This window comes from Pseudomonas sp. TE3644 (genome assembly GCF_056278815.1).
In genome coordinates this window covers 1,794,974-1,817,480 of sequence record NZ_JBWBQF010000001.1, presented here as the reverse complement: position 1 = coordinate 1,817,480, position 22,507 = coordinate 1,794,974, and the positions used below count along the sequence as shown (strand labels likewise).

The following is a 22,507-nucleotide window of genomic DNA, read 5'->3' as shown; positions in this document are numbered from 1 at the left end:
CGGCGATTACAAGGGTTGTGTGCAGGCGACTTCGTCAAGCTTCAACAGGAATTCCCCAAACCCCTCCCGGCACTTGAAATCACGCCGCGCACTGGTGGTGACCGAATTGGTCGCCGTCCAGACAATGCGGGCGCCGATGCGCTCAAGGTCCGCCACCAGTTGCACGTCTTCATGCGCCGCCAAATGCTGAAAGCCGCCGGCCTTTTCGTAGGCCGCCGCACTCAACCCCAGGTTGGCGCCATGAATGTGCCGATGCCCTTCCTCGAACCGATACCCTTCCAGGTACCGCGCCCGCGCCTGCTCGCTGTAACCCTGCCAGCTGTCCACCGCCACCGTGCCACACACCGCATCGGCCTCGAAGGCCAACTGCCGGGCCAACCAATCGGCAGGGACCCGGGTGTCGGCATCGGTAAACGCCAGCCAGCGCGCCCCGGCGTTGAGCAACGTCTGCGCGCCTACGGCGCGGGCCTTGCCGACGTTACGGAACCACACCTCAAGCGTCGGATGGCCCATGGCCGCGGCCAGCGCACCCGTGTCGTCGCTGCAATCGTCCAGCACCACCAGCACCTGCACCGTCCCCCCCGCCAACAGCGGATGCGCAGCGGCCACCTCGATTGAGGCCAGGCACTGCTCGATATACCGTGATTCATTGTGCGCAGGGATTACCACACCAATCATGTCTCGCCCTCCTCGGCCCACGCGGTGCCTGTAGCCAATCGACTGGTGGGGGGCGAAGAAGGTTTAAAAAATATGCAGCAACCCGTAGCCGCTGCCGCCAAGCTGCGCTGGCCCGCGAGAACCCTGAAGATCTTTAGGGAGGCACAGGGCCAGCGCAGCCTGGCGGCAGCGGCTACAAGGCCGGGCAAACTTACTTGAACTCGCCCGTATGCCGCGGCTCCATACCTTATGGGCAGAAAATGCCAGCCACGAAGCCGCCTGACCGAGGAACCTGCCATGAGCAATGACAACAACCGCCCCGAAAACGCCCCGCCTCGCGACACCTCCGGCAAGCCGGTGAATGTGGTGAAGCGTGACCTTGAGGACCGCGATGACGATACCCGTGGGGTGGATGAGGTGATTACGCCGTCGTCTACCCGTGCCAAGGAGCAGGATGCGGAAACGCTGGAACGCAAGACGGCAGAGATTGAACGCAAGGTTGCGGACGGGAACTGAGGGCTATCCAGGTCGCTGCCCCCTCAGCGATCTGGATGCGCGGTTGGTATCGCAAGGATTAAGCGGATCTATACGTGACGAGAAAGTCGGTTTCCACGGTATAGGTTCTACTGAGAAAAACTGCTTTCACCCTGAATTTCCACCGTATTGCGCGGGTACCTTCACCAATGCTGCGGGAAAACCAGTCCAGAATGCTCGCTTTGGAAAGGCGATAGTCAAAGGTCCTCGACAGTGGCCTTCGAATATCGGACTCAGCATGGAGGCCTACCTCATGCCCCAACACCGTCACCCAAACCACACTCAAGTCCCATCGGTCACACGTTCCCTGGCTTTCAGGTAATGTAAGCCGCAAGGTAGTGAAGTCATGGGCGTCGAAGTAGCTTGTATAAATCCATCCATCGTCTGCGCCATCGATAGTGATGTTATTCAGGCCTCGCTCAATCCGTCCATCTCCCGACTTGACGTTGATGTTGTCGTCCTCAGATTCAATGTGCATTTTCACGTCCTCGCAACAAGCAGGCGGTGTACCTGCTCACTCGGCCGATTAGGACATGCGACCTAACGTTGCGGTACTGTCATTACTACTAGCAGCATGTAGCCATCACCCAGCGCGCCGATCTCTTGGCGCCCGCCGTACCGACAGGCGGTTCAATACACTGTGGACGTGCGCTCGCTGGCTGATGTTGGCTGTGACAGGTGCAGCAACCGATAGTGCTGCAGGCACGACGATAGCGGCAGCACGGCGGGCCGGCGGCGAAACACCATACGTACCAGGCTCCACTGTGCAGGATCAATTCCCGTCACCACAGCCTCCACACGGGGATCATCCAGCAAATCTGCAGCCAACTGCTGCTCCTGAATCCACAGGGCGGCCAATGGCGCGTGCGAGTCCACAGCAACGATTTCCCGGGTGACAAACCTTGCCCGTGCCAGGGTTGCCTTGCGCTGTTCGATCACCGGCAACCACGTATTGACCGTGGGCCGACCGAACGCTTCGCTGACGCCAGCAAATGCAGCGCTAGCCAAGAATGCGACCAACGCCTGGGCATTGGCCCACAGGTAAAACGGCGCGTAGAGGTTCTCGCTGGCCGGCACCTCATCGTCCTTCTCGCTGGCCATCAGGAATGCCTTGAACACCAGGTGCGGCCAGTCATCAAACAGGTGCCCCTTCTCCGCCACTCGCCGAGCGATCGCCGACATGTCGTGGCCTTGCGGGAACGAAAACGAATACTGCATGGCAATCATGACGCGATCTCCCCGTTCATGCGCCCCCCGCCAAACGACCACTCCTGCGCCGCAGTGGTGTTGATCACCACCATCACGTCCTCCGGATCAAGCCCCAGCGCCTGCTGCAAACGCGCCACCAGCGTCTGGTAGAACGCCCGCCGGGTGCTGTCGCTGCGCGGTTTGCCGGCGGTGATGGCGATCAGGGTGAAGGCGTCGCTGCGCGGGCCGCCCAGGTAATGTCGGTCGAACATCAACTCGCCTGGCGCGTGCTGGTGGATCATCTGGAAGCGGTCGCTGGGCGGTACGTCGAACGTGTCGACCATGGCTTGGTGCACCGTGGTAGACAGGCTTTGCAGGTACTGCGGCGAGTGGCCTTGCAAGAGGGAGATGCGCACAAACGGCATGGCGGGATCCTTGGGAGTGTTGACGAGCACAAGGCTAACAAGGGACGATACTCCCGAATATCAGATTAGTCTGAACTGACGATCCACTTTTTCAGGACAATCGCCATGCGCGTTCCCGCCTTCGATCTGGATGTGTTGCGCACCTTTGTCACTGGGGTAGAGCTGGACAGTTTTGCCAAGGCGGCCGAGCGGCTGGGGCGCTCCACCTCGGCGGTCAGTGCGCAGTTGAAAAAGCTGGAGGACCAGGTGGGCGCACCGGTGCTGGCGCGCTCGGGGCGTGGGCTGGTGTTGACGCCGCTGGGGGAATTGTTGCTGAGCCATGCGCGGCGATTGTTGAGCCTCAACGACGAGATTTTCGGCCATCTGCACGGCACCCAGGCCCAAGGCACGCTGCGGCTGGGGGTGCAGGAGGACTTTGGCGAGCACCTGCTTAGCCAGGTGTTGCAGCGTTTCGCCGCGGTTTACCCGCGCATCAATCTGGAGGTGCGGGTGGGGCGCAGTGCCGAGTTGCTGCCGCTGATCGACAGTGCCCGGCTGGATGTGGCGCTGACCTGGGATACCGGCGCCAGGACACCGTGGGCAACCCCGCTTGGGCACACGCCGATGCGTTGGATCGGCGCGCCGGCCAGGCGCTTTCCCGCTGACGAGCCTTTGCCGCTGGTGCTGTTCGATGCACCCTGCGTGTTGCGCAGCGCGGCCATCGAAGCCCTGGATGCAGCCGGGATTGCCTGGCGCATTGCGCTGACCAGCCCCAGCGTGGCGGGGTTGTGGGCGGCGGTGAGCGCCGGGTTGGGGGTGACGTTGCGCACCAGCGTGGGGTTGCCTGCATCGTTAATGGTGCTGACTGAGCTGCCGACGGTACCGACGATAGGCTATGTGCTGCATCGGGCGCGGGAGCATGGCGGCGCGGCGGTGGATGATCTGGTGCAGATGATGGGCCAGGCGATGGCCTGAGTTCAGCGTTGGGTGGCCGGGCCAGCGCAGCCTTCGGCAGCGGCTACGGGGGTGGCGAGCTTTTTCTCGAGGGTGGCGATGGGTGGGGCGTAGAGGAAGCCGAACGAGACGCTGTTGTGGCGGCCCTTGACCTTGTGATGCATCAAATGCGCCTGGTACAGGCGCTGCAGGTAGGGGTGGCGTGGGCTGGGGCGCACCGGCCAATGGCGGTGGACAATGCCGTCGTGGAAGAACATGTAGATCAGGCCATAGCCCGCCACGCCGGCGCCGATGCTGTGGACCACGGCGTCGCCCAGTAGCAGCAGGCTGACGGCGATGATGGCCAGGGCCAGCAGGAAGACGTCATTGGCTTCCAGCGCGCCGAGGTGCTCCTCGTGGTGCGAGCGATGCAGCCACCAGCCCGGGCCGTGCATGATGTACTTGTGCGCCAGGGTGCCGACGGCTTCCATGGCGGCCAGGGTGGTGAGGAAGATGAGGAAGTGGGTGATCATGGGGGGAGGATACAGTGAAAGTGGGGTGGGGCCGAGGTGCCTGGCTTGAATTTTTTGGTGGTCATGAGATCGAGCGCCGCCCGCGCGGCGCTTCGCGGGCAGAGCCCGCTCCCACGTTTGTTTTGGACCAGTTATGTCTGCAAGATCACCTTGATCGCCTTGTTGGTTCACTACAAATCTGCAGTGAAAAAACAAAGCGGACAAGGTGATGGCACTGGCAAAATTGGCCCGAAACAGACGTGGGAGCGGGCTCTGCCCGCGAAGCGCCGCGCGGGCGGCGCGCGATCTCATGAACACCCCAAAACCCCAGCCATGCGCCCCCGCCCCCCCCCCCCCAAAAAAAAACCCTAAACCCGCCACCCCAACCCCAACGCCTTATGCAACGCCGCAAAATCCTTCAACAACTGCGCATCCCCACTGATCCGATTCTGCTGCGCATCAAACCGCGTACGCTCCGCATCCAGCCAGTCCAGCGTACTGGCCGTCCCCGCCTTATACCGCTCACGGGTCAAGCTGGCCGCCCGGCCGGAAGACGCTTCGATCTCACGCAACAACACCACGTTCTGCCGCTGATGCCCATAACGCGCCAGCGACGTATCGGCATCGCGCAACGCCTGCAACACCACGCTGCGGTAATGCGCCTGCGCCTCATCACGCCCCGCTTCGGCGCTGTCGACGCTGGCGGCCACGCGGCCGAAATCCAGTGCGTTCCAGGTCAGGCGCGGCAGCAGTAACCAGGTGCCATTGTCCTTGCGAAACAGGTGCGAAGGTTCCGCGGCGCTGAAGCCCAGGTCGCCCATCACCGACAGTTTGGGAAACCAGTCAGCCTTCTTTTCACCAATCTGCGCGTTGCTGGACGCCAGTTGCCGCTCGGCAGCACGGATGTCCGGGCGTGCCTTGAGCAGCGCGGCCGGGTCGGCCAGGGGCACCGTACTCGGTACTTTGGGCAGATCTACCGGCGTGGCCAGGCGCGCGTCCAGCTCGCCCGGTTCCAGGCCGCAGAGCACCGCCAACTCATCCAGCGAGTCGATGATCTGCGCCTGCAACGGCAGGCGCTGGGCCTGGGTGGTCTGCAGTTGCGTGGTCACCTGCTCCAATTGCAGTTGCGAGGCCACGCCCCGGGCGCGGCGCTGCTGGGTGAGGTCCAGCACCTGGCTTTCCAGGTCGACGGTGGCGTCGACCAGGGCCAGGCGTGCCTGGCGGTCACGCAGGTCGACGTAGGCCTGCACCACTTCGGCGGCCAGTTGCACCTGGGCGTCGGCCAGGTCTGCCTGGGAGGCGTCGGCGCTGGCGGAGGCGGCTTCGATGGCGCGGCGGGTGCCGCCGAACAGGTCCACTTCCCAGCTGGCGTCGAAGTCGGCCAGGTAGAACTGCACCGGCCCACGGCCGCCGCCGCCGCTGTCACTGCCAGTCAGCGACGACAGGTCCGGGGAGCGCATGCGCAGGCTGGTGGCGTTGGCGCTGAGCTTGGGCATGCCGTCGGCCTGCTGGCTGTGCAGGCCAGCGCGGCTCTGGCGCAGGCGGGCCAAGGCGGAATGGATGTCGGGGCTGTCCTTGAGCGCGGACTCCACCAGCTCGTTAAGCTGGGCATCGCCCAGGCCGCGCCACCAGTCGGCGGCCGCGGGCGCTGTGGCCGCATTAAGGTCGGCATGGGGCAGGCGCCCGGCGGCCACGCTGTCACGCGCCACCACGGGGGCACCTTGATAGTCAGGGCCCACGGTGCAACCGGCCAGCAAGGCCAGCACCAGGGCCGTAGTCAGGGTTCTGTCGATCATGGATGGCTCGCCGGTTTTTTCAGAAGTAAAGCCAGGGGCACGCACACCACCAGGGCAATGCCCAGCAGGTAGAAACATTCGTTGAAGGTCATCACCGTGGCCTGGGTGGCGATATTGCTGGCCAACTGCGCCGAGGCCTTGAGCTGCGCCAGGGCCTGGTCGCCGGTCTGGGCCAGGAAGCTGGCGGTCTGCCCGGCCATGTAGTCCTGGCCCTGGGTGCTGTTGGCGGTCAGCGACTCGCGGATCACGTCGTCGTGGTAGGTGTTGCGACGGTCGATCATCACCCCCATCAGCGCCAGGCCGATGGAGCCGCCCAGGTTGCGCGACATGTTGTACAGCCCCGCCGCGTCGCCCGCTTCATCGTTGGCCACCGCCGCCATCGCCGCCTGGTTGAGCGGCATCATCGCCAGAATCTGCGCGAAGCCGCGCAGCAGCTGCGAGCCGTAGAAGTCATGGCCCACACTCAGGGCCGTCAGGCCGATGTCCATGGCGCAGCTGATGGCGAACATCACCAGGCCGATGCCCACCAGCCAGCGGCTGTCATAGCGTTGCAGCAGCGTCGGCAGTATGGGCATCAGCAGAAACGCCGGCAGGCCCGACAGCAGCATGATCGACCCGGCCTGCTGGGCGTTGTAGCCGGCCACGGTGCCAAGGAACTGCGGCAGCAGGTAGGAGATGCTGTAGATCGCCGCGCCCACCGTCGACACGATCAAGATCACGCTGGCGTAACGCGGGTTGCGCAGCAGGCTCAGGCGCACGATGGGCCGTTTGGCCGTGACCTGCCCCACCGCCACCAGGAAAAAACCCAGCAACGACAGCAGGCTCAGCCACACGATCAGGTGCGACTCGAACCAGTGCTCGCGCTGACCTTCTTCCAGCACCACGGTCAGTGTGCTCAGGCCCAGGGCCAACCCTGTGATGCCGATCCAGTCGGCCTTGATGAACTGTTGCAGGTCGGCCTTTTCCGGGCGCAACCCAGTCCACAGCAGCGCCACCAGGGCCAGGCTGATGGGCAGGTTGAGGAAGAAACACCAGCGCCAGCTGGCGTTTTCGGTCAGCCAGCCGCCCACCACCGGGCCCATCAGCGGCCCCAGCAGCACGGTCAGGCCGAAGATGGCCATGCCCGCCGACATCTGGTGCTTGGGCAGGCGGGTGCGGATGATGGTCTGCGCGGTGGGGATCATCGCGCCGCCGGCAAAGCCCTGGCCGATGCGCCCCAGCACCATGCCCATCAGGGTGGTGGACAGGCCGCAGTACATGGAAAACACCGTGAACATGATCGCCGTGCCCATCAGGAAACGGCGTAGCCCGAACACCCGGGTCAGCCACGCGGCCAGGGGGATCATGACGATTTCGGACATCAGGTAGCCGGTGGAAATCCACGTGCCCTCGGTGCCCGAGGCGCCGATCTGGCCCTGGATCTGCGGCAGCGCCGAGTTGGTGATGGAGATGTCCAGGGTGGCCAACAGCGCCCCCAGGGAGCCGGCGGCCACGGCCACCCAGTCACTGAGCGAGGCATTGGCTTCGCGCGGGGCGCTGGCCGGTGCTGCCAGGGCCTCAGCCATGGGTGCGGGTGTCCACGTCGACGGTCACCGACAGGCCCGGCACCAGCACCTTGCGTACGTCATCCGGCACGTCCATCTGGATGCGCACCGGCACCCGCTGGACGATCTTGGTGAAGTTGCCGGTGGCGTTCTGCGACGGCAACAGAGCGAACTGCGAGCCGGTGCCCGGCGACAGGCTGTCGATATGCCCGGCCAGGTCCTGGCCCGGCAGCGCGTCGACGTGCACGGTGACCTTCTGACCAGGGCGCATGTCGCCGATCTGGGTTTCCTTAAAGTTGGCGGTCAGGTACAGGGCCTGCACGGGTACCACGGTCAGCAGGCGGGTGCCAGGCTGGGTGAACTGCCCTACCCGCACGCTGCGGTCGGCCACGCGGCCGGCCAGGGTGCTGACCACCGTGGTGTCGTCCAGGTCCAGCTGCGACTGGCGGGCGCTGGCCTGGGCCACCACCAGTTGCGCGCGGGCCTGTTGCAGCTGTGCTTTTAGGATGCCGGTGCGGGTCTGCGCCGATTGCAGCGCGGCCTGGTGCGCGGCCTGGCCGGTGGTGGCCTGGGCCAGCTTGTTGTTGAGCTCGGCCAGGCGCTCTTCGGTTTCGGCCCCGGACTTGGCCAGCGGCGCGTAGCGGTTGACCTCGGCGCGGGCGTGCTGAGTGTCGGCACCCGCCCCGGCCAGTTCGGCGCGGGCCTGGGCGATGCTGGCGTCCTGTTGCACCAGGTCAGCCTCGGCCTTGGCCACGTCGGCCTCGCGGGAGGCCACGGTGGCCAGCGCTTCGTCCAGCGCCGCCTGGTACTTGCGCGCATCCAGGCGCACCAGTGGCTGGCCCAGTTCGACGGTCTGGTTGTCGGCCACCAGCACTTCGGTCACGTAGCCGCCCACCTTGGGCGCCACGGTCATGCTGTCGGCCGCCAGGTAGGCGTCATCGGTGCTTTCGATAAAGCGCCCATGCAGCCACCAATAACCGCCCCACACCAGGGCCGCCAGCACGATCAGCAGGCCCAGGCCCATCAGTACCTTGCGGGGGCCGGCCCGTTGCGGCTCATCGACCACGGGGGAAAGTTGCTCTTGCGCACCGAGAGGGCGATCGACGGACATGCCGGGGGCTCCAAAATATTCCAGTCGATACAAAATGTGACGGTGGCGAATTTATGTCAAGTGATATATTTTGCTTGCACACCCTACAGGCGCTTTGACATGGCACGACATCGACCCGCGAAAGAAGGCGGCTACCAGCGCGGCGAAGAAACCCGCTCGCGCATCATCGAGGCGGCCATGGGGCTGTTCGCCGAACGCGGTTACGAGGGCGCTTCCACCCGCGACATCGCCACGGCGGCGGGGGTCAACGCCCCTGCCCTGCAGTACTATTTCGACAACAAGGAAGGCGTGTACGTCGCCTGTGTCGACCATATCCTGATGCACATCTGGGAACAGCTGAGCGGCGTGGTGATGCACGCCGAAGCCCTGCTGGAAGACGCCGATGCCAGCGATACCGCGCTGATCGACGCCTACCTGGAGGTGCTGGGCGGCTTCGTCAGCTTCATCCACGACACCCCGCAAAGCAGCGACTGGCGGCTGTTCATGGCCCGTGAACAGGCAGGCCTGGGGCCGCCAGCGGCGTTCGAGATGATGAACCAGGGCTTCAACCAGCGCCTGAGCAGCGTCACCCGCGGCATCGTCGGCCGCCTGACCGGGCGCAGTGCCGATGATGAGGTGACGATCATTCGGGCCATGGCGTTCAACAGCCAGGGCATGGCCTTCCGCGTACTGCGCCGGCCGGTGCTGCGGGCGCTGGGGTGGGACACGATTGATCGGGCGCGGATGGAGACGGTGCGCGATACGTTGCTGTCGCAGAATAGGTTGACGCTGGAGGCGTTGGTGCGCGAACGGCTAGCGACGCAGGACTGATGCCGAAAAAACAAGGCTGACAACGCCGCTATCACAGGCCATGGTACGTTGCAACAAATGTAGGAGCTGCCGCCAGGCGGCGATGCGCCGCGCGGGCGGCGCTCGATCTCAAGAGCGCCCCAACAATCCAGACATGCCCCTAGCGGCCCCACGCAATCGCGTAGCCGCTGCCGAAGGCTGCGCTGGCCCTGTGCCCCACTGGAGATTTTCAGGGTTCACACGGGCCAGCGCAGCCTGGCGGCAGCGGCTACAGGGTCGGCGGCGTCTGGTGGAGGTGCAGGTCGGGGTGGAGGCCCTTCACCCCATCACCACCTGATTGCGCCCCTGCGCCTTCGCCTGATACAGCGCCTGGTCCGCGGTGCTGAAGCTGTCGCGCGACGACACCCCCGGCCCCACCACTGCCGCACCAATGCTCACGGTAACCCGCCCAAAGCTTGAGCGCCGATGCTCGATGCCCAGATCCTGGATGCCCCGGCGTAGCGCTTCCAGCGCCTGATGCACCGCCTTGGCCGGCACGCCGCTGGCCAGCAGGCCGAACTCTTCGCCGCCCAGGCGCCCGGCGATCAGGTGGTGCTGATCGGCCACGGCCTGGATCACCGCCGCCACCTGGCGCAGGCAGTCATCGCCGGCCGGGTGGCCGTAGGTGTCGTTGTATTGCTTGAAGTAATCGATGTCCACCATCACCGCCACCAGGGTCTGGCCCACGGGCGCTTCCTGCCATTTGCGCTGGATGCTTTCGAGCATGAAGCGACGGTTGAACAGTTGCGTCAGCGGGTCGATGGCGGTAGCGGTGCGCAGGGCCAGGTCGTTTTCGATCATGGCCTGCAGGTGCACCAGCACCTCGCGTTGCGGCTCGCTCAGGGTGGCGGGTTGCGGGTCCATGGCGCACAGCACGCCCACCACTTCACCGCCCGGCGCACGCAAGGGGATGGCGGCGTAGAAACGAATGAAAGGCGCGGCGCTGACCAGTTGGCACTGAGCGTAGCGGGCGTGCTGGCGGGCATCCTCGACCACGAACACGTCCTGCTGCCGCACCACGTAATCGGCCAGGGAACGGCCACGGGGGATGATGTCCAGGATCACGCCAGCTTCGGCGCGGTAGTGCTGGTGTTCGGCGTCCAGCAGGATAACGGCGCTGTAAGCGGTGCCCAAGGCGGTCTTGAGGATGGCCACGGCGTGGCGGAAGCACTCGCGCATCACCTGGTCGTCGTGCAGCAGCCATTCGATGATCGCGTGTTCGGGTTCGGGGCTGTCCGCGCTGGACTGTACCCGGCTGGCGGGGCGATCAAGGGAGGTGATGAGACTCACGACGTGCCTCTGAACGGATGATTGTTGGAAGGTATCGTCATCCGTTTGAAAAGCTTGAGTCCGGTGGTCGGGTTTAAAGGCGATACACCGCGTCGCCTGCATCGCGACCAAGGGCTCGACGCCGCCCTTTCTCCCACAAAATGAAGCCTGGCATCGATGGTTGGCCCAACACTGTGGGAGATTCTATGGTCTTGGGCAACCTGAACCGGCCTCTCGCGAGCAAGCTTTGCTCCCACAGTGGTAAGCCATGCACCGTGGTTGGCTCACCACTGTGGGAGCAAAGCTTGCTCGCGAGAGGCCAGGTCAATCACAGCAAAGCCTCCCTGACACGCCATCAGCTCTCCCCTTCCACATCCTCCAGACTGAACGTCTCGGTATGGTCGTCATAGGAGAAGATCTCCGCATACCGCCCCCAGCTGATCACGCTTTCCAGGGTTTGCTGCACCGCCGAATCGGTCAGCGAATCCTCCAGCTCCTGCTCGAAGCGCACCCGCGGCGCGTGGTGGCCGCGGCGGCCCTGCAGAATGCCGCGAATGCGCGCGGCCAGCGGCACGTTGCGCACCAGGTGGTCGGCAAACAGGGTTTTGCGTTCCTGGGTGCCCTCCTCGGCGAACACCTTGCCGGCGTCGGTCAGGCTGATGTCGGCGCCCTTGAGTTCGACAAAGCCCAGGTGTTCGAGCATTTCGGCCACGGGGAACAGGTCGTCCACCTCCAGCAGCAAGCGCTCGGCCACCATCGGCATGCCGGCGCGGCCGTGGTACGGCTCGGCGGCCAGGGCCTCCATCAGGCCGGCCATCAGGTTGGTGGACACGTTGGGCAGCAGGCTGCCCACTTTGAGTTCGGCGCGGCCTTGGCTGGCGTCGGCGCTGCGGCGGTCGGTCATCAGCGCGTAGATGTCGTCCACCAGGTTGCGGAACTTGGGCTCCAGGCGGTTGCGCGGGTGGGCGAACGGCACGTTGATCTGCGCCACCACGCGGCCCGGGTTGGAGGACAGCACCAGGATGCGGTCGCACATCAGCACCGCTTCCTCAATGTTGTGGGTGACGATCAGGATCGACTTGATCGGCAGTTGCTTGTCGCTCCACAAGTCCAGCAGGTCGGTGCGCAGGGTCTCGGCGGTCAGCACGTCGAGGGCCGAGAACGGTTCGTCCATCAGCAGCAGCGTGGGGTTGACCACCAGGCCACGGGCGAAGCCCACGCGCTGGCGCATGCCGCCGGACAGCTCGCGCGGGTAGGCGTTTTCGAAACCGTCCAGGCCGATCAGGTCGATGGCGGCCAGGGCGCGCTGGCGGGCTTGCTTGCGCGGCACCTTGAGCGCGTGCAGGCCCGCTTCCACGTTTTCCAGCACGGTCAGCCACGGGAACAGCGCGAAGGTCTGGAACACCATGGCCACGCCTTCGGCCGGGCCGGTCAGCGGTTTGCCCTGGTACAGCACCTCGCCGGCGCTGGGCTCGATCAGGCCGGCAATGATGCGCAGCAAGGTCGACTTGCCGGAGCCGGAGCGGCCCAGCAGGCCGACGATCTCGCCTTCGTGCAGGGTCAGGTCGACATCGCTGAGCACCTGCAGCGCCTCCTTGCCCTTGCCGAAGCCGCGGCTGACGTTGCTCAGGGAGAAAATCTGCGCCGCGGTGTTTTCCGGGTGTTGGTTCAAGGTATTCATGCTCGCAGCCCCATTCAATTCATGCGCAACTTGTTTTCAGCGATGCTGTACATCGGGCGCCACACCACGCGGTTGAACACCACCACGAACAGCGACATCACCACCACGCCCAGGGTGATCTTGGGGAAGTCGCCGGCGGCCGTGGTCTGGGCGATGTAGGCGCCCAGGCCATGGGCCGCGACCTTGTCCTGGCCCCAGGTGACGAACTCGGAGACGATGCTGGCGTTCCAGGCGCCGCCCGAGGCGGTGATGGCGCCGGTGACGTAATACGGGAAGATCCCCGGCAGCATCACCGTGCGCCACCACTGCCAGCCACGGATGCGGAAGTTCGCCGCCGCCTCGCGGAAGTCATTGGGAAACGCGCTGGCGCCGGCGATCACGTTGAACAGGATGTACCACTGGGTGCCCAGCACGATCAGCGGGCTGAGCCAGATGTCCGGGTTGAGGTGGTAGTGCAGGATGACGATGACGAACACCGGGAACAGCAGGTTGGCCGGGAACGCGGCCAGGAACTGCGCCAGTGGCTGGACCTTTTCCGCCCACTTGGGGCGCAGGCCGATCATCACGCCCAGCGGCACCCAGATCAGCGAGGCCACGGCGATCAGCAGCAGTACCCGCAGCAAGGTGATGAAGCCCAGGCCCAGCACGTGGATGCACTCGTCCAGGCCCACTTCGGCGCCCACATACCGCACGATGTGCCACAGGGCATAGAGGGTCAGTGCGCCGATGGCCGCGTTCCACACCCAGTCCACCAGGCGCGAGGCCGCAGGGCTTGGCGTGGTGCGACGGGCCCGGCGCGGCAGGCTGAAACGGCGGTTGCCCAAGCGCCCGATAGACCGGGTGACAGGCCGCAGCAGGCGCTGCACCAGGCGCGTGCGCTGGATCAGGTTGAGCACCCAGGACTCCGGCGCGCCGGCCTGGGAGGCGGTGTTTTCCATGCGGAACTTGTCGGCCCAGGCTACCAGCGGGCGGAACAGGAACTGGTCGTACAGCACGATGACCACCACCATGGCCAGGATCACGTAACCCACTGCGGCCAGATCCTGATGCAGGATGGCCGTGGCCAGGTAGGCACCCACCCCCGGCAGGGTGATGGTCTGGTCGCCCACGGTAATGGCTTCGGAGGCCACCACGAAGAACCAGCCGCCGGACATGCTCATCATCATGTTCCACACCAGCCCCGGGATGGCGAATGGCACGTCCAGCTTCCAGAACTTCTGCCAGGCCGACAGCTGCAGGTTGCTGGCCACCTCGGTCAGGTCGCGCGGCAGCATGCGCAGCGACTGATAGAAGCTGAACGTCATGTTCCAGGCCTGGCTGGTGAAGATGGCGAAGATGGCCGCGCATTCGGCGCCCAGCACGCGGCCGGGGAACAGCAGCAGGAAGAAGGTCACGGTGAACGAGATATAGCCCAGCACCGGCACCGACTGCAGGATGTCCAGCACTGGCACCAGCAGCTTCTCGGCGCGCCGGCTCTTGGCGGCCAGGGTGCCGTAGATCAGGGTGAACACCAGCGAGGCGGCCATGGCCGCGAGCATGCGCAAGGTGGTGCGCACGGCGTATTCAGGCAGGTTGGCCGGGTCCAGCGAGATGGCCTGGGTTTGCAGGGTGGAGATCGGCGCCCAGGTCTGGTGCGCGCCGATGGAGAAAAACAGCAGGAAGCCCACCACCAATGGCAGGGCCATGAGGTCCCAGCGGTTGGGCAGCATCCGCAGCGTCGAAGCCGGAAGATAGTGGCGCAGTACCTTGTTCATGGGGCGGATTCCGGCAAGGTGTCGAACGGGGTTCACGACGGCACGCCAGGGCCGCGCCATCGGGGCGGAGTATAGGTTCGCGAATATGACGGAGGGATAAAATCGGCGGTGTGTTAACGCTTTGTTCAGGAATCTGCCCAACCGGCCTGTAGCCGCTGCCGCCAGGCTGCGCTGGCCCTGTGCCCCACTGGGGATGTTCAGGGTTCACGCAGGCCAGCGCAGCCTGGCGGCAGCGGCTACGGGTGTTAGATTTTCTGGCCGGCCTGCTGGGCCTTGTAGATGCCGGTGTGCCCCGACACCAGGTAGCTGGCCACGCAGGCCACGGCCGCCAGCGGGCCGATGTCGGCGCCGAACAGCTCCATGGCCATGATGATGGTTGCCAGCGGCGTGTTGGCCGCCCCCGCGAACACCGCGACAAAGCCCAGCCCCGCCAGCATGGCGAACGGCAGGTGCAGCAGCGGCGCCAAGGCGTTGCCCAGGGTGGCGCCGATGTAGAACAGCGGCGTCACTTCACCGCCCTTGAAGCCCGAGCCCAGCGAGGCCACGGTGAAAGCCAGCTTGCCCAGCCAGTCCCACGGCGCCGCGGGCACCTGGAACGCCTGCACGATGCTGGGGATGCCCAGGCCGATGTAGTCGTAGGCGCCCAGGGCCCACACCGCCACGGCAATGACGATGCCGCCCACGAACGGACGCAGCGGCGGATAGGCGATCACCCGCTTCACCCACGCGCCCAACCGGTGCGTGGCGGTGGCGAACAACAGGCCGGCCAGGCCGAAGATCACGCCTGCGATCAGCACCGCCAGCAGGCTCCACGGCCCCACCGGCACGATCTCGCCAATGGCGTAATGCGTATGCTGCACGCCCCAGGCCAGCCCCACCTGATCGGCGACAATGGCCGCCACCATGCACGGGAACAGCGCGTCATAACGCATGCGCCCGATGGCCAATACTTCAAGCCCGAACACCGCCCCCGCCAGCGGCGTGCCGAAGATCGAGGCAAAGCCTGCGGCAATACCGGCCATCAGGATGATGCGCCGGTCTTCACGGCGCAGGCGCAACACGTGGGTGAGCTGGTCGGCCAGCGCACCGCCCATCTGCACCGCCGTGCCCTCGCGGCCCACCGAGGCGCCGAACAGGTGCGACACCAGGGTGCCGCCCAGCACCAGCGGCACCATGCGCAGGGGCACCACGTTTTTGGGATCGTGAATCTCATCGATCAGCAGGTTGTTGCCCGCCTCCACCGTTTTGCCCAGGCGGTAGTAGACCCAACCCACGGCGAAGCCTGCCACCGGCAGCAGCGCGATCAGCCAGCGGTGGCCTTCGCGCACGCCGGTGACGTAGTCCAGGGCGAACAGGAAGAAGGCCGAAGCGCTACCGGCCAACAAGGCCACGACGCTGGCCAGCAGCAGCCATTTGCCGATGTAGGGCAGCAGTTGGAGTTGTTCGAAGCGTTTGAGTCGAGACATGAAGTCAGTCACACAAAGGGGTGGATGTGCCTGACCAGAAGGGATTTGTTGCGCGTACGCCTACAGCCCCTGGTGGTCAGGTGGTTGTAGGCATCATCAGCTGCGGCCAGCGCGGCGGTTCGGGGAGGAATGCCATCTCCGGGCGGGCATCATAGCCAGATGTTGCAGGGTTTTACAACTTGCCTCGCTGGGCAGGTGCGGTGTTCTCGCGGGCCAGCGCAGCCTGGCGGCAGCGGCTACGTAGCCGCTGCCGAAGGCTGCGCTGGCCATCAGACGCCCCGAAGATTCCAGGTTACAACGCTGCGATCGGTACCGCCTGCCACACCGCGCGCCGCTCGGCCCCCAGGTAATCGCGGCCCAGGCTCAGGGCCGTATCGAAGCGCAGGTAATCCAGCGCCTGCGCATCATGCCGGGGCCAGGCCGGCAACGCCTTGGTCTGCGGATCCCCTGTGTGCGCAAAGGCGATGAAGCAATCGCGCATCTGCTGCGACAACGCCTGCTCCGCTGCAGTGAAACTGCCCCGCCCCTTCCCCGGCTGACCCAGCCCGAAGGTGTAGGGAATATCGCTGCCATGGCACGGCCCATACGGCCCGGCCTGGGCGTAGTCGAAGCGGTACGTCCATACGGGGGCGCCGGCGGCGCTGAGGCGATCGGCCAGGCGCAGGGCCGGCACGCCGACGAATATGTCGCTGAACAGTTCGCGCTGCCAGTCACCGTCCGCCGCCGTGGTGGCCTGGTAGGTCTGCACCACGTGCTGCCAGGCGGCCTCGCCGATCTTGCCGCGCACCCGGGCCGGCAAGCCCTCCAGCAGGTTGACCGCCTTGCCGGCCACGAACAGTCCGCTTTCGTCACGGCAGTGGCCGATCAGCGTCGGCACGGGCGTCAGGCCTTCCAGCGGGTGGCGAGGCAGCAGGCTGCCATCCACCGCCGGGTGATAGGCCTCGCCGCCCAGCAAGGGGGTGTTGGACTGGGACGCAACCTTGATGAACAGGTTGTTCAGGTCGGCCACCGGCATGTGTTGCAACTGCGCCGTGGTGACGGCACCGGCCTGCAACACCTGGTGCAGCACCTGCGCGGTTTCATCGGCCTGGAACAGTGGCCGCGCCCCGCCACTCTGGATGATCGCGCGCTTGAACAGGCCCTTGGCGGCGGGTGCGCCCAGCAGGCAGCCGATGGACATCGCCCCGGCCGACTCGCCCATCACCGTGACGTTGGCGGGGTCGCCACCAAAGGCCGCGATGTTGTCGCGCACCCAGCGCAAGGCGGCGATCTGGTCCTGCAGGCCCAGGTTGGCCGCGCCTGGTTCGTCGTGTACCTGCAAATAGCCGAAGCCGCCCATGCGGTAGTTCACCGTCACAAACAACAGGTCACCGCGCTGGGCGTAGTCGCTGCCGTCGAAACGCGGGTCACCGCCACTGCCCAGCACAAAGGCGCCGCCGTGAAGCCACACCATCACCGGACGTGGGCGCGAAGCAGCTTCGGCTGGGGCCCAGATATTGAGATACAGGCAGTCTTCCTCGCCCTTGGGTTTGTCCTGCGCTACGGGCGGATAGGGTTGCTGCACGGCCCACGGGCCGTAGGCGTCGACCTTCAGCGGGGCGTGCCAGGCGTGCACGGGCTGGGGGGCCTTGAAGCGCAGCTCGCCCACGGGGGGCTGGGCAAAGGGGATGCCCTTCCAGGTACGGGTGCCGTCGGGTTGGCGTTGGCCCAGCAGTATGCCTTGGGCGACTTTTATCTGGGTGGGGGCGTCGGTGGCGGCCAGGGCGAACGGTGGCAGTAGCGCTACGGTGGACACGCTGAGGCAATGCTGGAGGAAACGGCGGCGCGATGAAGTGACGGGCATCGGTATCTTCCTTGAGTCGTTGTTGTTATGGGCCGCAGGTGCGGTACAACGAGGATAGATAGCCAGCTAACGGGTTGCCCAGGCAGTGGGGGTGAAAGCGGGCGATCAACGAACGGTTGTGTGGCCTGGATGTGGTGGCGCCTGTGTTGAGCAGCCTGTGGGAGCGGGTTCTACCCGCGAAAAGAACGCCGCGAAGTACCTGAAATACCGCAGTGCTTTCTTCGCGGGCAGAGCCCGCTCCCACAATGCCAATGCAAACAACGATATGAGCCTTGACACTGTGGGAGCAACCGGGGTCGCGCTCGACCTTGCTCGCGAGAGGCCATCAGCCCCACCACACAGCTCAAATCCGCCCGACCCTCATTGCCCCACGGCCGTGGCGTATTTGCGCGCCGCCGGGGCCACGTCGATGTTTTCGCCCCAGCGCGGCATGTCGTCCACCTCCAGGCCGAAGCTGTCCAGAGCCCGCGCCACGCTGTGGTCGACGATGTCGGCAAGGCTGGTGGGGTGGGTGTAGAACGCCGGCACCGGCGGGTGGATCACCCCGCCCAGGTCGCTGACGGTGAGCATGTTGCGCAGGTGCCCGGAGTGCAGCGGTGCTTCGCGCACCATCAGCACCAGTCGCCGGCGCTCCTTGAGCACCACGTCGGCGGCGCGGGTCAGCAGCGTGGTGGTCACGCCGCTGGCGACTTCGGCCAGGGTGCGCACCGAGCACGGCGCCACCAGCATGCCCAGGGTGCGGAACGAGCCGCTGGCAATGCTGGCGCCGACGTCGGCAATCGGGTGCACGTGGTCTGCCAGGGCGTAGAGCTGCTCGCGGCTGAGTTCGGTTTCGTACGAGCGGGTCATCTCGGCGGCCTTGGACACCACCAGGTGGCTCTCGACGTTGAGGGCCTTGAGCATCTGCAGGGCACGGATGCCATAGATGATGCCAGTGGCGCCGCTGATGCCGACTACGAGTCGTTGACGTTGGCTGCTCATGCGGGCCTCCGGGGGAACAGTTCAGGCGCATACGGATGCGGATCGACCTCGACGAATTCGGCGCGGGTGAAGTGTTCGCGCAGATGGAACGGCGCCGTGCAGTCGAAGATGGTCTTGCAGGTGTTGCCGCGCACCAGCAGCGCCGGGTTGTATTCCGGGCCCTGCGACGGGTCGAGCACATGGCCGGGCACCCCGGGCAAAAAGATCGTGTCCATGTCGCCCTGGTAGCGGGTCTGCATGGCCCACAGCACGTCGTCGGAGTCGAACGGGTCGACGTCTTCGTCCACCAGGATCACGTTTTTCAGTTCGCGGTACACGCCCAGGGCAATGATCGCCGCCTGGCGCTGACGGCCTTCGTCGCCGGCCTTGCGCTTGGCCACCTGCAAAATCGCCAGGAACTTGCCGCCGCCCGCAGTGTGGGCATAGACGTTGACCAGAAAGCCCGGCATGGCCAGGTCCACGGCGTTGCGGATGCTGGCTTCGGTGGGGATGCCGGCCAGGTTGGTGTGCTCCTCGCCCGGGCCTACCAGGGTTTGCAGGATGGCGTCGCGGCGCATGGTGACCGCGGTGACGCGGATAATCGGCAGCGCCGGGTTGGCCGGGCCGTTGTAGCCGGGGAACTCCGGCATGGCGTGGCCGGTGTTGGTGTTGATGTCTTCACGCATGCGCTCGTAGGGCAGGATCTCGCCTTCGATGACGATCTCGGCGCGGGCGATGGATTTCTGCTTCACGCTGACCGCGTCCACCAGTTCCACGCCTTGGCCGCGCAGGCCGCCAGCGATCTTCAGTTCATCGAAGCCCAGAGGCGTGGTGGGTGCCTCGAAGCAGGCGCCGATGGGGATCGCAGGGTCCAGGCCCATGTTGATGGTAATGGGCAGCGGCTTGCCGGCGGCTTCGGCCTTCTGGCGGAAGTGGTCGATGTGGCGGTCGGGGGCGAAGAAGATGGTCAGTTTGTCACGGTCCTGCACGCACAGGCGGTGGATGGTGACGTCGGTATGGCCCAACTCCGGGTCGCTGCCCAGCACCAGGCCCAGGCAGAAGAACGGCCCGGCGTCTTCGGCCGTGTTGGTGGGTGCAGGCAGCAGGGTGCGAATGTCGAAGTCGGGGTCCTGGGCGCTGAAGACGATTTCCTGGCACGGCGCATCGGCATGGTCGACCATCACCGGGTCGATTGGATGCTTCACCGCCTCGCCCATGCGTTCGGCGAGCTTCTCGGGGGCGCTATCCAGCAGCAGGCCGACGCGCTCGCGGCTGGCCATCAGGCCTACCAGCACGCGGGAATGGGGGTAGCCTTCGATGTTGTTGAAGATCATCGCCGGGCCCAGCTGGGTCGGGCGCTTCACCGTGCCCCCGGCGCCAACGCGGCGGTAGACGCCGGCCAGTTGCGCGTCGGGGTTCACCGGGTGGTCGGTTTCCAGCAGTTGGCCGGGGTGCGCCTGCAAACGCGCCAGGGCGCTGCGCAGGTCGTTGATGGGTTGCTTGTCCATGGGTTCTGGGCACTCAATTTGGCGCTACACGTAAGGTAGGCAAACGATGAACCCAAACGAATGGATGATCCATCCACTGAAAGGTGCGTTATTGATAAGAAAAAACTTATAATCCAACCATGACGACCTCCCTGCGACGCCTCGCCTATTTCCTCGACGTGTGCGAAACCCTGCACATCGGCAAGTCCGCCGAGCGCCTGGGCATTGCCCAGCCGGCGCTGAGCCAGCAGATCAAGAAGCTGGAGACGGAGCTTGCGGTGCAGCTGTTCTTCCGGCGCAAGCGCGGCATCGAACTGACCGTGGCCGGCGCAGCGTACCGGCTGGAGGTGCAACGGCTGCTGCAGATGCACGAGCAGGCCAGCGAAGTGGCCCAGCGCACGGCGCGGGGCGAGTTGGGCTCGCTGCACCTGGCGTATGTGGGCTCGGCGATGTTCGAGCCCGAGTTCCCGGCGTTGCTCAAGCGCTTGCGCAGCCAATACCCCGGCGTGCGCCTGACGCTGCATGAACAGCGTATCGAGGATCAGTTGCAGGCATTGCAAAGCGGCGAACTGGACATCGCCGTGGTACGTGCACCGGGGGTGGAACTGGGGCCGCGCCAGGGCAAGCGCGTGGGCTCGCGGCGGCCGTTGATCGTCGCCCTGCCCAACGACAATCCGCTGCTGGCCAAGCCGGCGCTGAGCATTGCCGAGCTGGCTGACCAACCGATGATCAGCTTCAACGACCCCGCAAGCCTGGCCATCCTGCAGATCGCCCACACCCTGGCCCAGCGCGCCGGGGTGCAGTTGAACGTGGCCTGGCGGGTGCCGGAAGTGGCGAGCATTCTGGGGCTGGTGGCGGCGGGCATGGGCTACGGCATCGTGCCGGCGTCGATTGCCAGCTTGGCGATGCCGACGGTGAGTTTCCGGCCGCTGACCGATGAAGGGGCGTATGCGGAGCTGTGGTACATCTGGAACGAGGACCGCGTAACGCCGGCGGTGCAGCGGTTTCTGGAACTGTTGTAGCCGCTGCCGAAGGCTGCGCTGGCCGGGGTGAACCCTGAAAATCTCCAGTGAGGCAGCGGGCCAGCGCAGCCTGGCGGCAGCGGCTACGCGGCGGTTGGCGTTGCGGTCACGGCGCGTAGCGCAGCGGCAGGCGGGTGGAATACTTGATTTGTTCCATGGAAAAGCTGGAGCTGATGTCCGACAGCCCGGGGATGCGGATCAGTTGCTTGTACACCGCGTCGTAGCCCGCCACGTCCGGCACCGCCACGCGCAGCAGGTAGTCGGTGTCGCCGGCCATGCGGTACACCTCCACCACTTCCTCGATGCCTTCCACCGCCTGATGGAAGCCTTCGATCCACTCGGCGTTGTGCTGGGTGGTGCGAATGGACACGAACACCACCACGCCGACGTTGAGTTGCTTGCCGTCCAGCAACGCCACGCGGCCGCGGATGATGCCCGACTCCTCCATTTTCTGAATGCGCCGCCAACAAGCGGTGCTGCCCAGGCCGATCTGGTCGGCGATGTCGCTGACCGAACGGGTGCAGTCCACTTGCAGGATGTCGAGGATGGCGCGGTCGAGTTTGTCCATGGGCTTGCCTGGCAGGGGAATTTTCAGAATTTTATTCGCACTCACGCCGCAATGTCAGAATATTTTTTCAGCACGCCAGGCGGCCGATTGCCTATTCTGAGAACATCGCCACTGAACCTTGCCGCCCGCCTCCGGTCGACTGGATCAGCCAGCGCTTCGCTGCCTTTTTCCTTGCTGGAGACGTACTGTGATCTCGACCTTGCACATGGCCAGGCTCAAAGCCTGGGGCGCCCATGGGTTTACCGCCACGGGGGTGGTGACCGCCTTGCTGGCCACCCTGGCGCTGTTTGAAAACCAGCCCAAGGCCTGCCTGATGTGGCTGGGGGTAGCGCTGATCGTCGATGGCGTCGACGGCTCGCTGGCGCGCCGGGTGAACGTGCAAACGGTATTGCCGCAGTTCGACGGCTCGGTGCTGGACCTGGTGATCGACTACCTGACCTATGTGTTTATCCCGGCACTGTTCATTTACCGCTACATCCCGCTGCCCGACTACACCGCGCTGGTGGCCACCTCGATCATGCTGGTGTCGTCGCTGTTCTGCTTCTGCAACGTCGACATGAAGAGCAAGGACAACTACTTCCAGGGCTTCCCGGCCGCCTGGAACGTGGTGGCGCTGTGTTTGTACACCCTGGCGCCGTCGCCGTGGTGGACTTTGCTGACCATTGTGCTGCTGGCGTTGCTGACGGTGACGCGGATGAAGTTTCTGCACCCGTTCCGGGTACGGCGCTTTATGCCGATCAATATCGCGGTGACGGCGATCTGGCTGCTGTGCAGCTTGTCGCTGGTGCATGACCACCCGGCGATCAATCCATTGGTGATGACGGTGTGGTCGTTGATGTCGGCGTATTTTCTGGGGGTGTGCGTCTGGCGGACGGTGGCGGAGTGGTTTGCGAACGATGTCGCCTGAACGGGCCTCATCGCGAGCAAGCTTTGCTCCCACAGTGCGAAGC

General features: G+C 65.3%; 21 protein-coding genes and 1 riboswitch. Of the genes, 5 read left to right on the top strand and 16 right to left on the bottom strand.

Going from position 1 to position 22,507, the window contains the following annotated elements:
• Nucleotides 1–6: 6 nt before the first annotated feature.
• Nucleotides 7–678, bottom strand: coding sequence for a glycosyltransferase family 2 protein (locus ACZ9GA_RS08140; RefSeq protein ID WP_457363172.1), 672 nt, complete (start codon nt 676–678; stop codon nt 7–9).
• A 276-nt stretch (nt 679–954) separates the two neighbouring features.
• On the opposite strand from ACZ9GA_RS08140, the gene ACZ9GA_RS08135 reads away from it, so the two are divergent.
• The gene (locus ACZ9GA_RS08135) at nt 955–1,173 is read left to right on the top strand and encodes a hypothetical protein (RefSeq protein ID WP_457363173.1); all 219 of its coding nucleotides are present in this window, start codon (nt 955–957) and stop codon (nt 1,171–1,173) included.
• Between the two features lie 58 nt (nt 1,174–1,231).
• Here ACZ9GA_RS08135 and ACZ9GA_RS08130 read toward each other — a convergent pair whose 3' ends face one another.
• From ACZ9GA_RS08130 to ACZ9GA_RS08120, 3 genes are all read right to left on the bottom strand, one after another.
• Nucleotides 1,232–1,669 (bottom strand): hypothetical protein, encoded by a 438-nt coding sequence (locus ACZ9GA_RS08130; RefSeq protein ID WP_457363174.1) that lies wholly within the window; start codon nt 1,667–1,669, stop codon nt 1,232–1,234.
• A gap of 152 nt (nt 1,670–1,821) precedes the next feature.
• Nucleotides 1,822–2,418, bottom strand: a complete 597-nt coding sequence (locus ACZ9GA_RS08125; protein ID WP_457363175.1) for a DUF4865 family protein — start codon at nt 2,416–2,418, stop codon at nt 1,822–1,824.
• Complete coding sequence (locus ACZ9GA_RS08120) at nt 2,415–2,804, bottom strand: tautomerase family protein (RefSeq protein WP_457363176.1); 390 nt, start codon at nt 2,802–2,804, stop codon at nt 2,415–2,417. The genes ACZ9GA_RS08125 and ACZ9GA_RS08120 overlap by 4 nt, the downstream gene beginning before the upstream one ends.
• 105 nt (nt 2,805–2,909) lie before the next feature.
• Here ACZ9GA_RS08120 and ACZ9GA_RS08115 point away from each other — a divergent pair, with 105 nt between their 5' ends.
• Entirely contained in the window at nt 2,910–3,758 is an 849-nt protein-coding gene (locus ACZ9GA_RS08115) for a LysR substrate-binding domain-containing protein (RefSeq protein WP_457363177.1), read from the top strand.
• A 2-nt stretch (nt 3,759–3,760) separates the two neighbouring features.
• Here the strand turns inward: ACZ9GA_RS08115 and ACZ9GA_RS08110 are convergent, their stop codons facing one another.
• The 4 genes from ACZ9GA_RS08110 to ACZ9GA_RS08095 form a co-directional block, all read right to left on the bottom strand.
• Nucleotides 3,761–4,249: a sterol desaturase family protein gene (locus ACZ9GA_RS08110; RefSeq protein ID WP_457363178.1), complete on the bottom strand. Its 489-nt coding sequence runs from the start codon at nt 4,247–4,249 to the stop codon at nt 3,761–3,763.
• A 347-nt stretch (nt 4,250–4,596) separates the two neighbouring features.
• Nucleotides 4,597–6,024, bottom strand: a complete 1,428-nt coding sequence (locus ACZ9GA_RS08105) for an efflux transporter outer membrane subunit (RefSeq protein ID WP_457363179.1) — start codon at nt 6,022–6,024, stop codon at nt 4,597–4,599.
• Nucleotides 6,021–7,589, bottom strand: a complete 1,569-nt coding sequence (locus ACZ9GA_RS08100; protein ID WP_457363180.1) for an MDR family MFS transporter — start codon at nt 7,587–7,589, stop codon at nt 6,021–6,023. Before ACZ9GA_RS08100 ends, ACZ9GA_RS08105 begins: the two co-directional genes overlap by 4 nt.
• Nucleotides 7,582–8,592 (bottom strand): HlyD family secretion protein, encoded by a 1,011-nt coding sequence (locus ACZ9GA_RS08095; RefSeq protein WP_457363775.1) that lies wholly within the window; start codon nt 8,590–8,592, stop codon nt 7,582–7,584. Before ACZ9GA_RS08095 ends, ACZ9GA_RS08100 begins: the two co-directional genes overlap by 8 nt.
• A gap of 186 nt (nt 8,593–8,778) precedes the next feature.
• Between ACZ9GA_RS08095 and ACZ9GA_RS08090 the strand changes: the two genes are divergently transcribed.
• A complete protein-coding gene (locus tag ACZ9GA_RS08090) occupies nt 8,779–9,489 on the top strand; it encodes a CerR family C-terminal domain-containing protein (RefSeq protein WP_457363181.1) in 711 nt (236 codons plus the stop codon).
• A gap of 297 nt (nt 9,490–9,786) precedes the next feature.
• Here the strand turns inward: ACZ9GA_RS08090 and ACZ9GA_RS08085 are convergent, their stop codons facing one another.
• The 7 genes from ACZ9GA_RS08085 to ACZ9GA_RS08055 form a co-directional block, all read right to left on the bottom strand.
• A complete protein-coding gene (locus ACZ9GA_RS08085; protein ID WP_457363182.1) occupies nt 9,787–10,797 on the bottom strand; it encodes a GGDEF domain-containing protein in 1,011 nt (336 codons plus the stop codon).
• A 334-nt stretch (nt 10,798–11,131) separates the two neighbouring features.
• Nucleotides 11,132–12,457: an ABC transporter ATP-binding protein gene (locus tag ACZ9GA_RS08080; protein WP_457363183.1), complete on the bottom strand. Its 1,326-nt coding sequence runs from the start codon at nt 12,455–12,457 to the stop codon at nt 11,132–11,134.
• 14 nt (nt 12,458–12,471) lie between these two features.
• Nucleotides 12,472–14,211 carry an ABC transporter permease gene (locus ACZ9GA_RS08075; protein ID WP_457363184.1) on the bottom strand — a complete coding sequence of 580 codons (1,740 nt, stop codon included), beginning with the start codon at nt 14,209–14,211 and terminating at the stop codon, nt 12,472–12,474.
• 245 nt (nt 14,212–14,456) lie between these two features.
• Complete coding sequence (locus tag ACZ9GA_RS08070; protein WP_457363185.1) at nt 14,457–15,677, bottom strand: voltage-gated chloride channel family protein; 1,221 nt, start codon at nt 15,675–15,677, stop codon at nt 14,457–14,459.
• A gap of 80 nt (nt 15,678–15,757) precedes the next feature.
• Nucleotides 15,758–15,826, bottom strand: a riboswitch (Fluoride riboswitch).
• A 143-nt stretch (nt 15,827–15,969) separates the two neighbouring features.
• The gene (locus tag ACZ9GA_RS08065; protein WP_457363186.1) at nt 15,970–17,520 is read right to left on the bottom strand and encodes a carboxylesterase/lipase family protein; all 1,551 of its coding nucleotides are present in this window, start codon (nt 17,518–17,520) and stop codon (nt 15,970–15,972) included.
• 360 nt (nt 17,521–17,880) lie between these two features.
• On the bottom strand, nt 17,881–18,501 hold the full coding sequence (locus ACZ9GA_RS08060; protein ID WP_457363187.1) for a UbiX family flavin prenyltransferase: 621 nt from the start codon (nt 18,499–18,501) through the stop codon (nt 17,881–17,883).
• Nucleotides 18,498–19,988 (bottom strand): UbiD family decarboxylase, encoded by a 1,491-nt coding sequence (locus ACZ9GA_RS08055; protein ID WP_457363188.1) that lies wholly within the window; start codon nt 19,986–19,988, stop codon nt 18,498–18,500. Before ACZ9GA_RS08055 ends, ACZ9GA_RS08060 begins: the two co-directional genes overlap by 4 nt.
• 119 nt (nt 19,989–20,107) lie before the next feature.
• Between ACZ9GA_RS08055 and ACZ9GA_RS08050 the strand changes: the two genes are divergently transcribed.
• Nucleotides 20,108–20,989 carry a LysR substrate-binding domain-containing protein gene (locus ACZ9GA_RS08050; RefSeq protein ID WP_457363189.1) on the top strand — a complete coding sequence of 294 codons (882 nt, stop codon included), beginning with the start codon at nt 20,108–20,110 and terminating at the stop codon, nt 20,987–20,989.
• Between the two features lie 106 nt (nt 20,990–21,095).
• On the opposite strand, the gene ACZ9GA_RS08045 is transcribed toward ACZ9GA_RS08050, so the two are convergent.
• On the bottom strand, nt 21,096–21,557 hold the full coding sequence (locus ACZ9GA_RS08045; RefSeq protein ID WP_457363190.1) for an Lrp/AsnC family transcriptional regulator: 462 nt from the start codon (nt 21,555–21,557) through the stop codon (nt 21,096–21,098).
• A gap of 187 nt (nt 21,558–21,744) precedes the next feature.
• On the opposite strand from ACZ9GA_RS08045, the gene pcsA reads away from it, so the two are divergent.
• Complete coding sequence (gene pcsA, locus ACZ9GA_RS08040; RefSeq protein ID WP_457363191.1) at nt 21,745–22,464, top strand: phosphatidylcholine synthase; 720 nt, start codon at nt 21,745–21,747, stop codon at nt 22,462–22,464.
• Nucleotides 22,465–22,507: the final 43 nt, after the last annotated feature.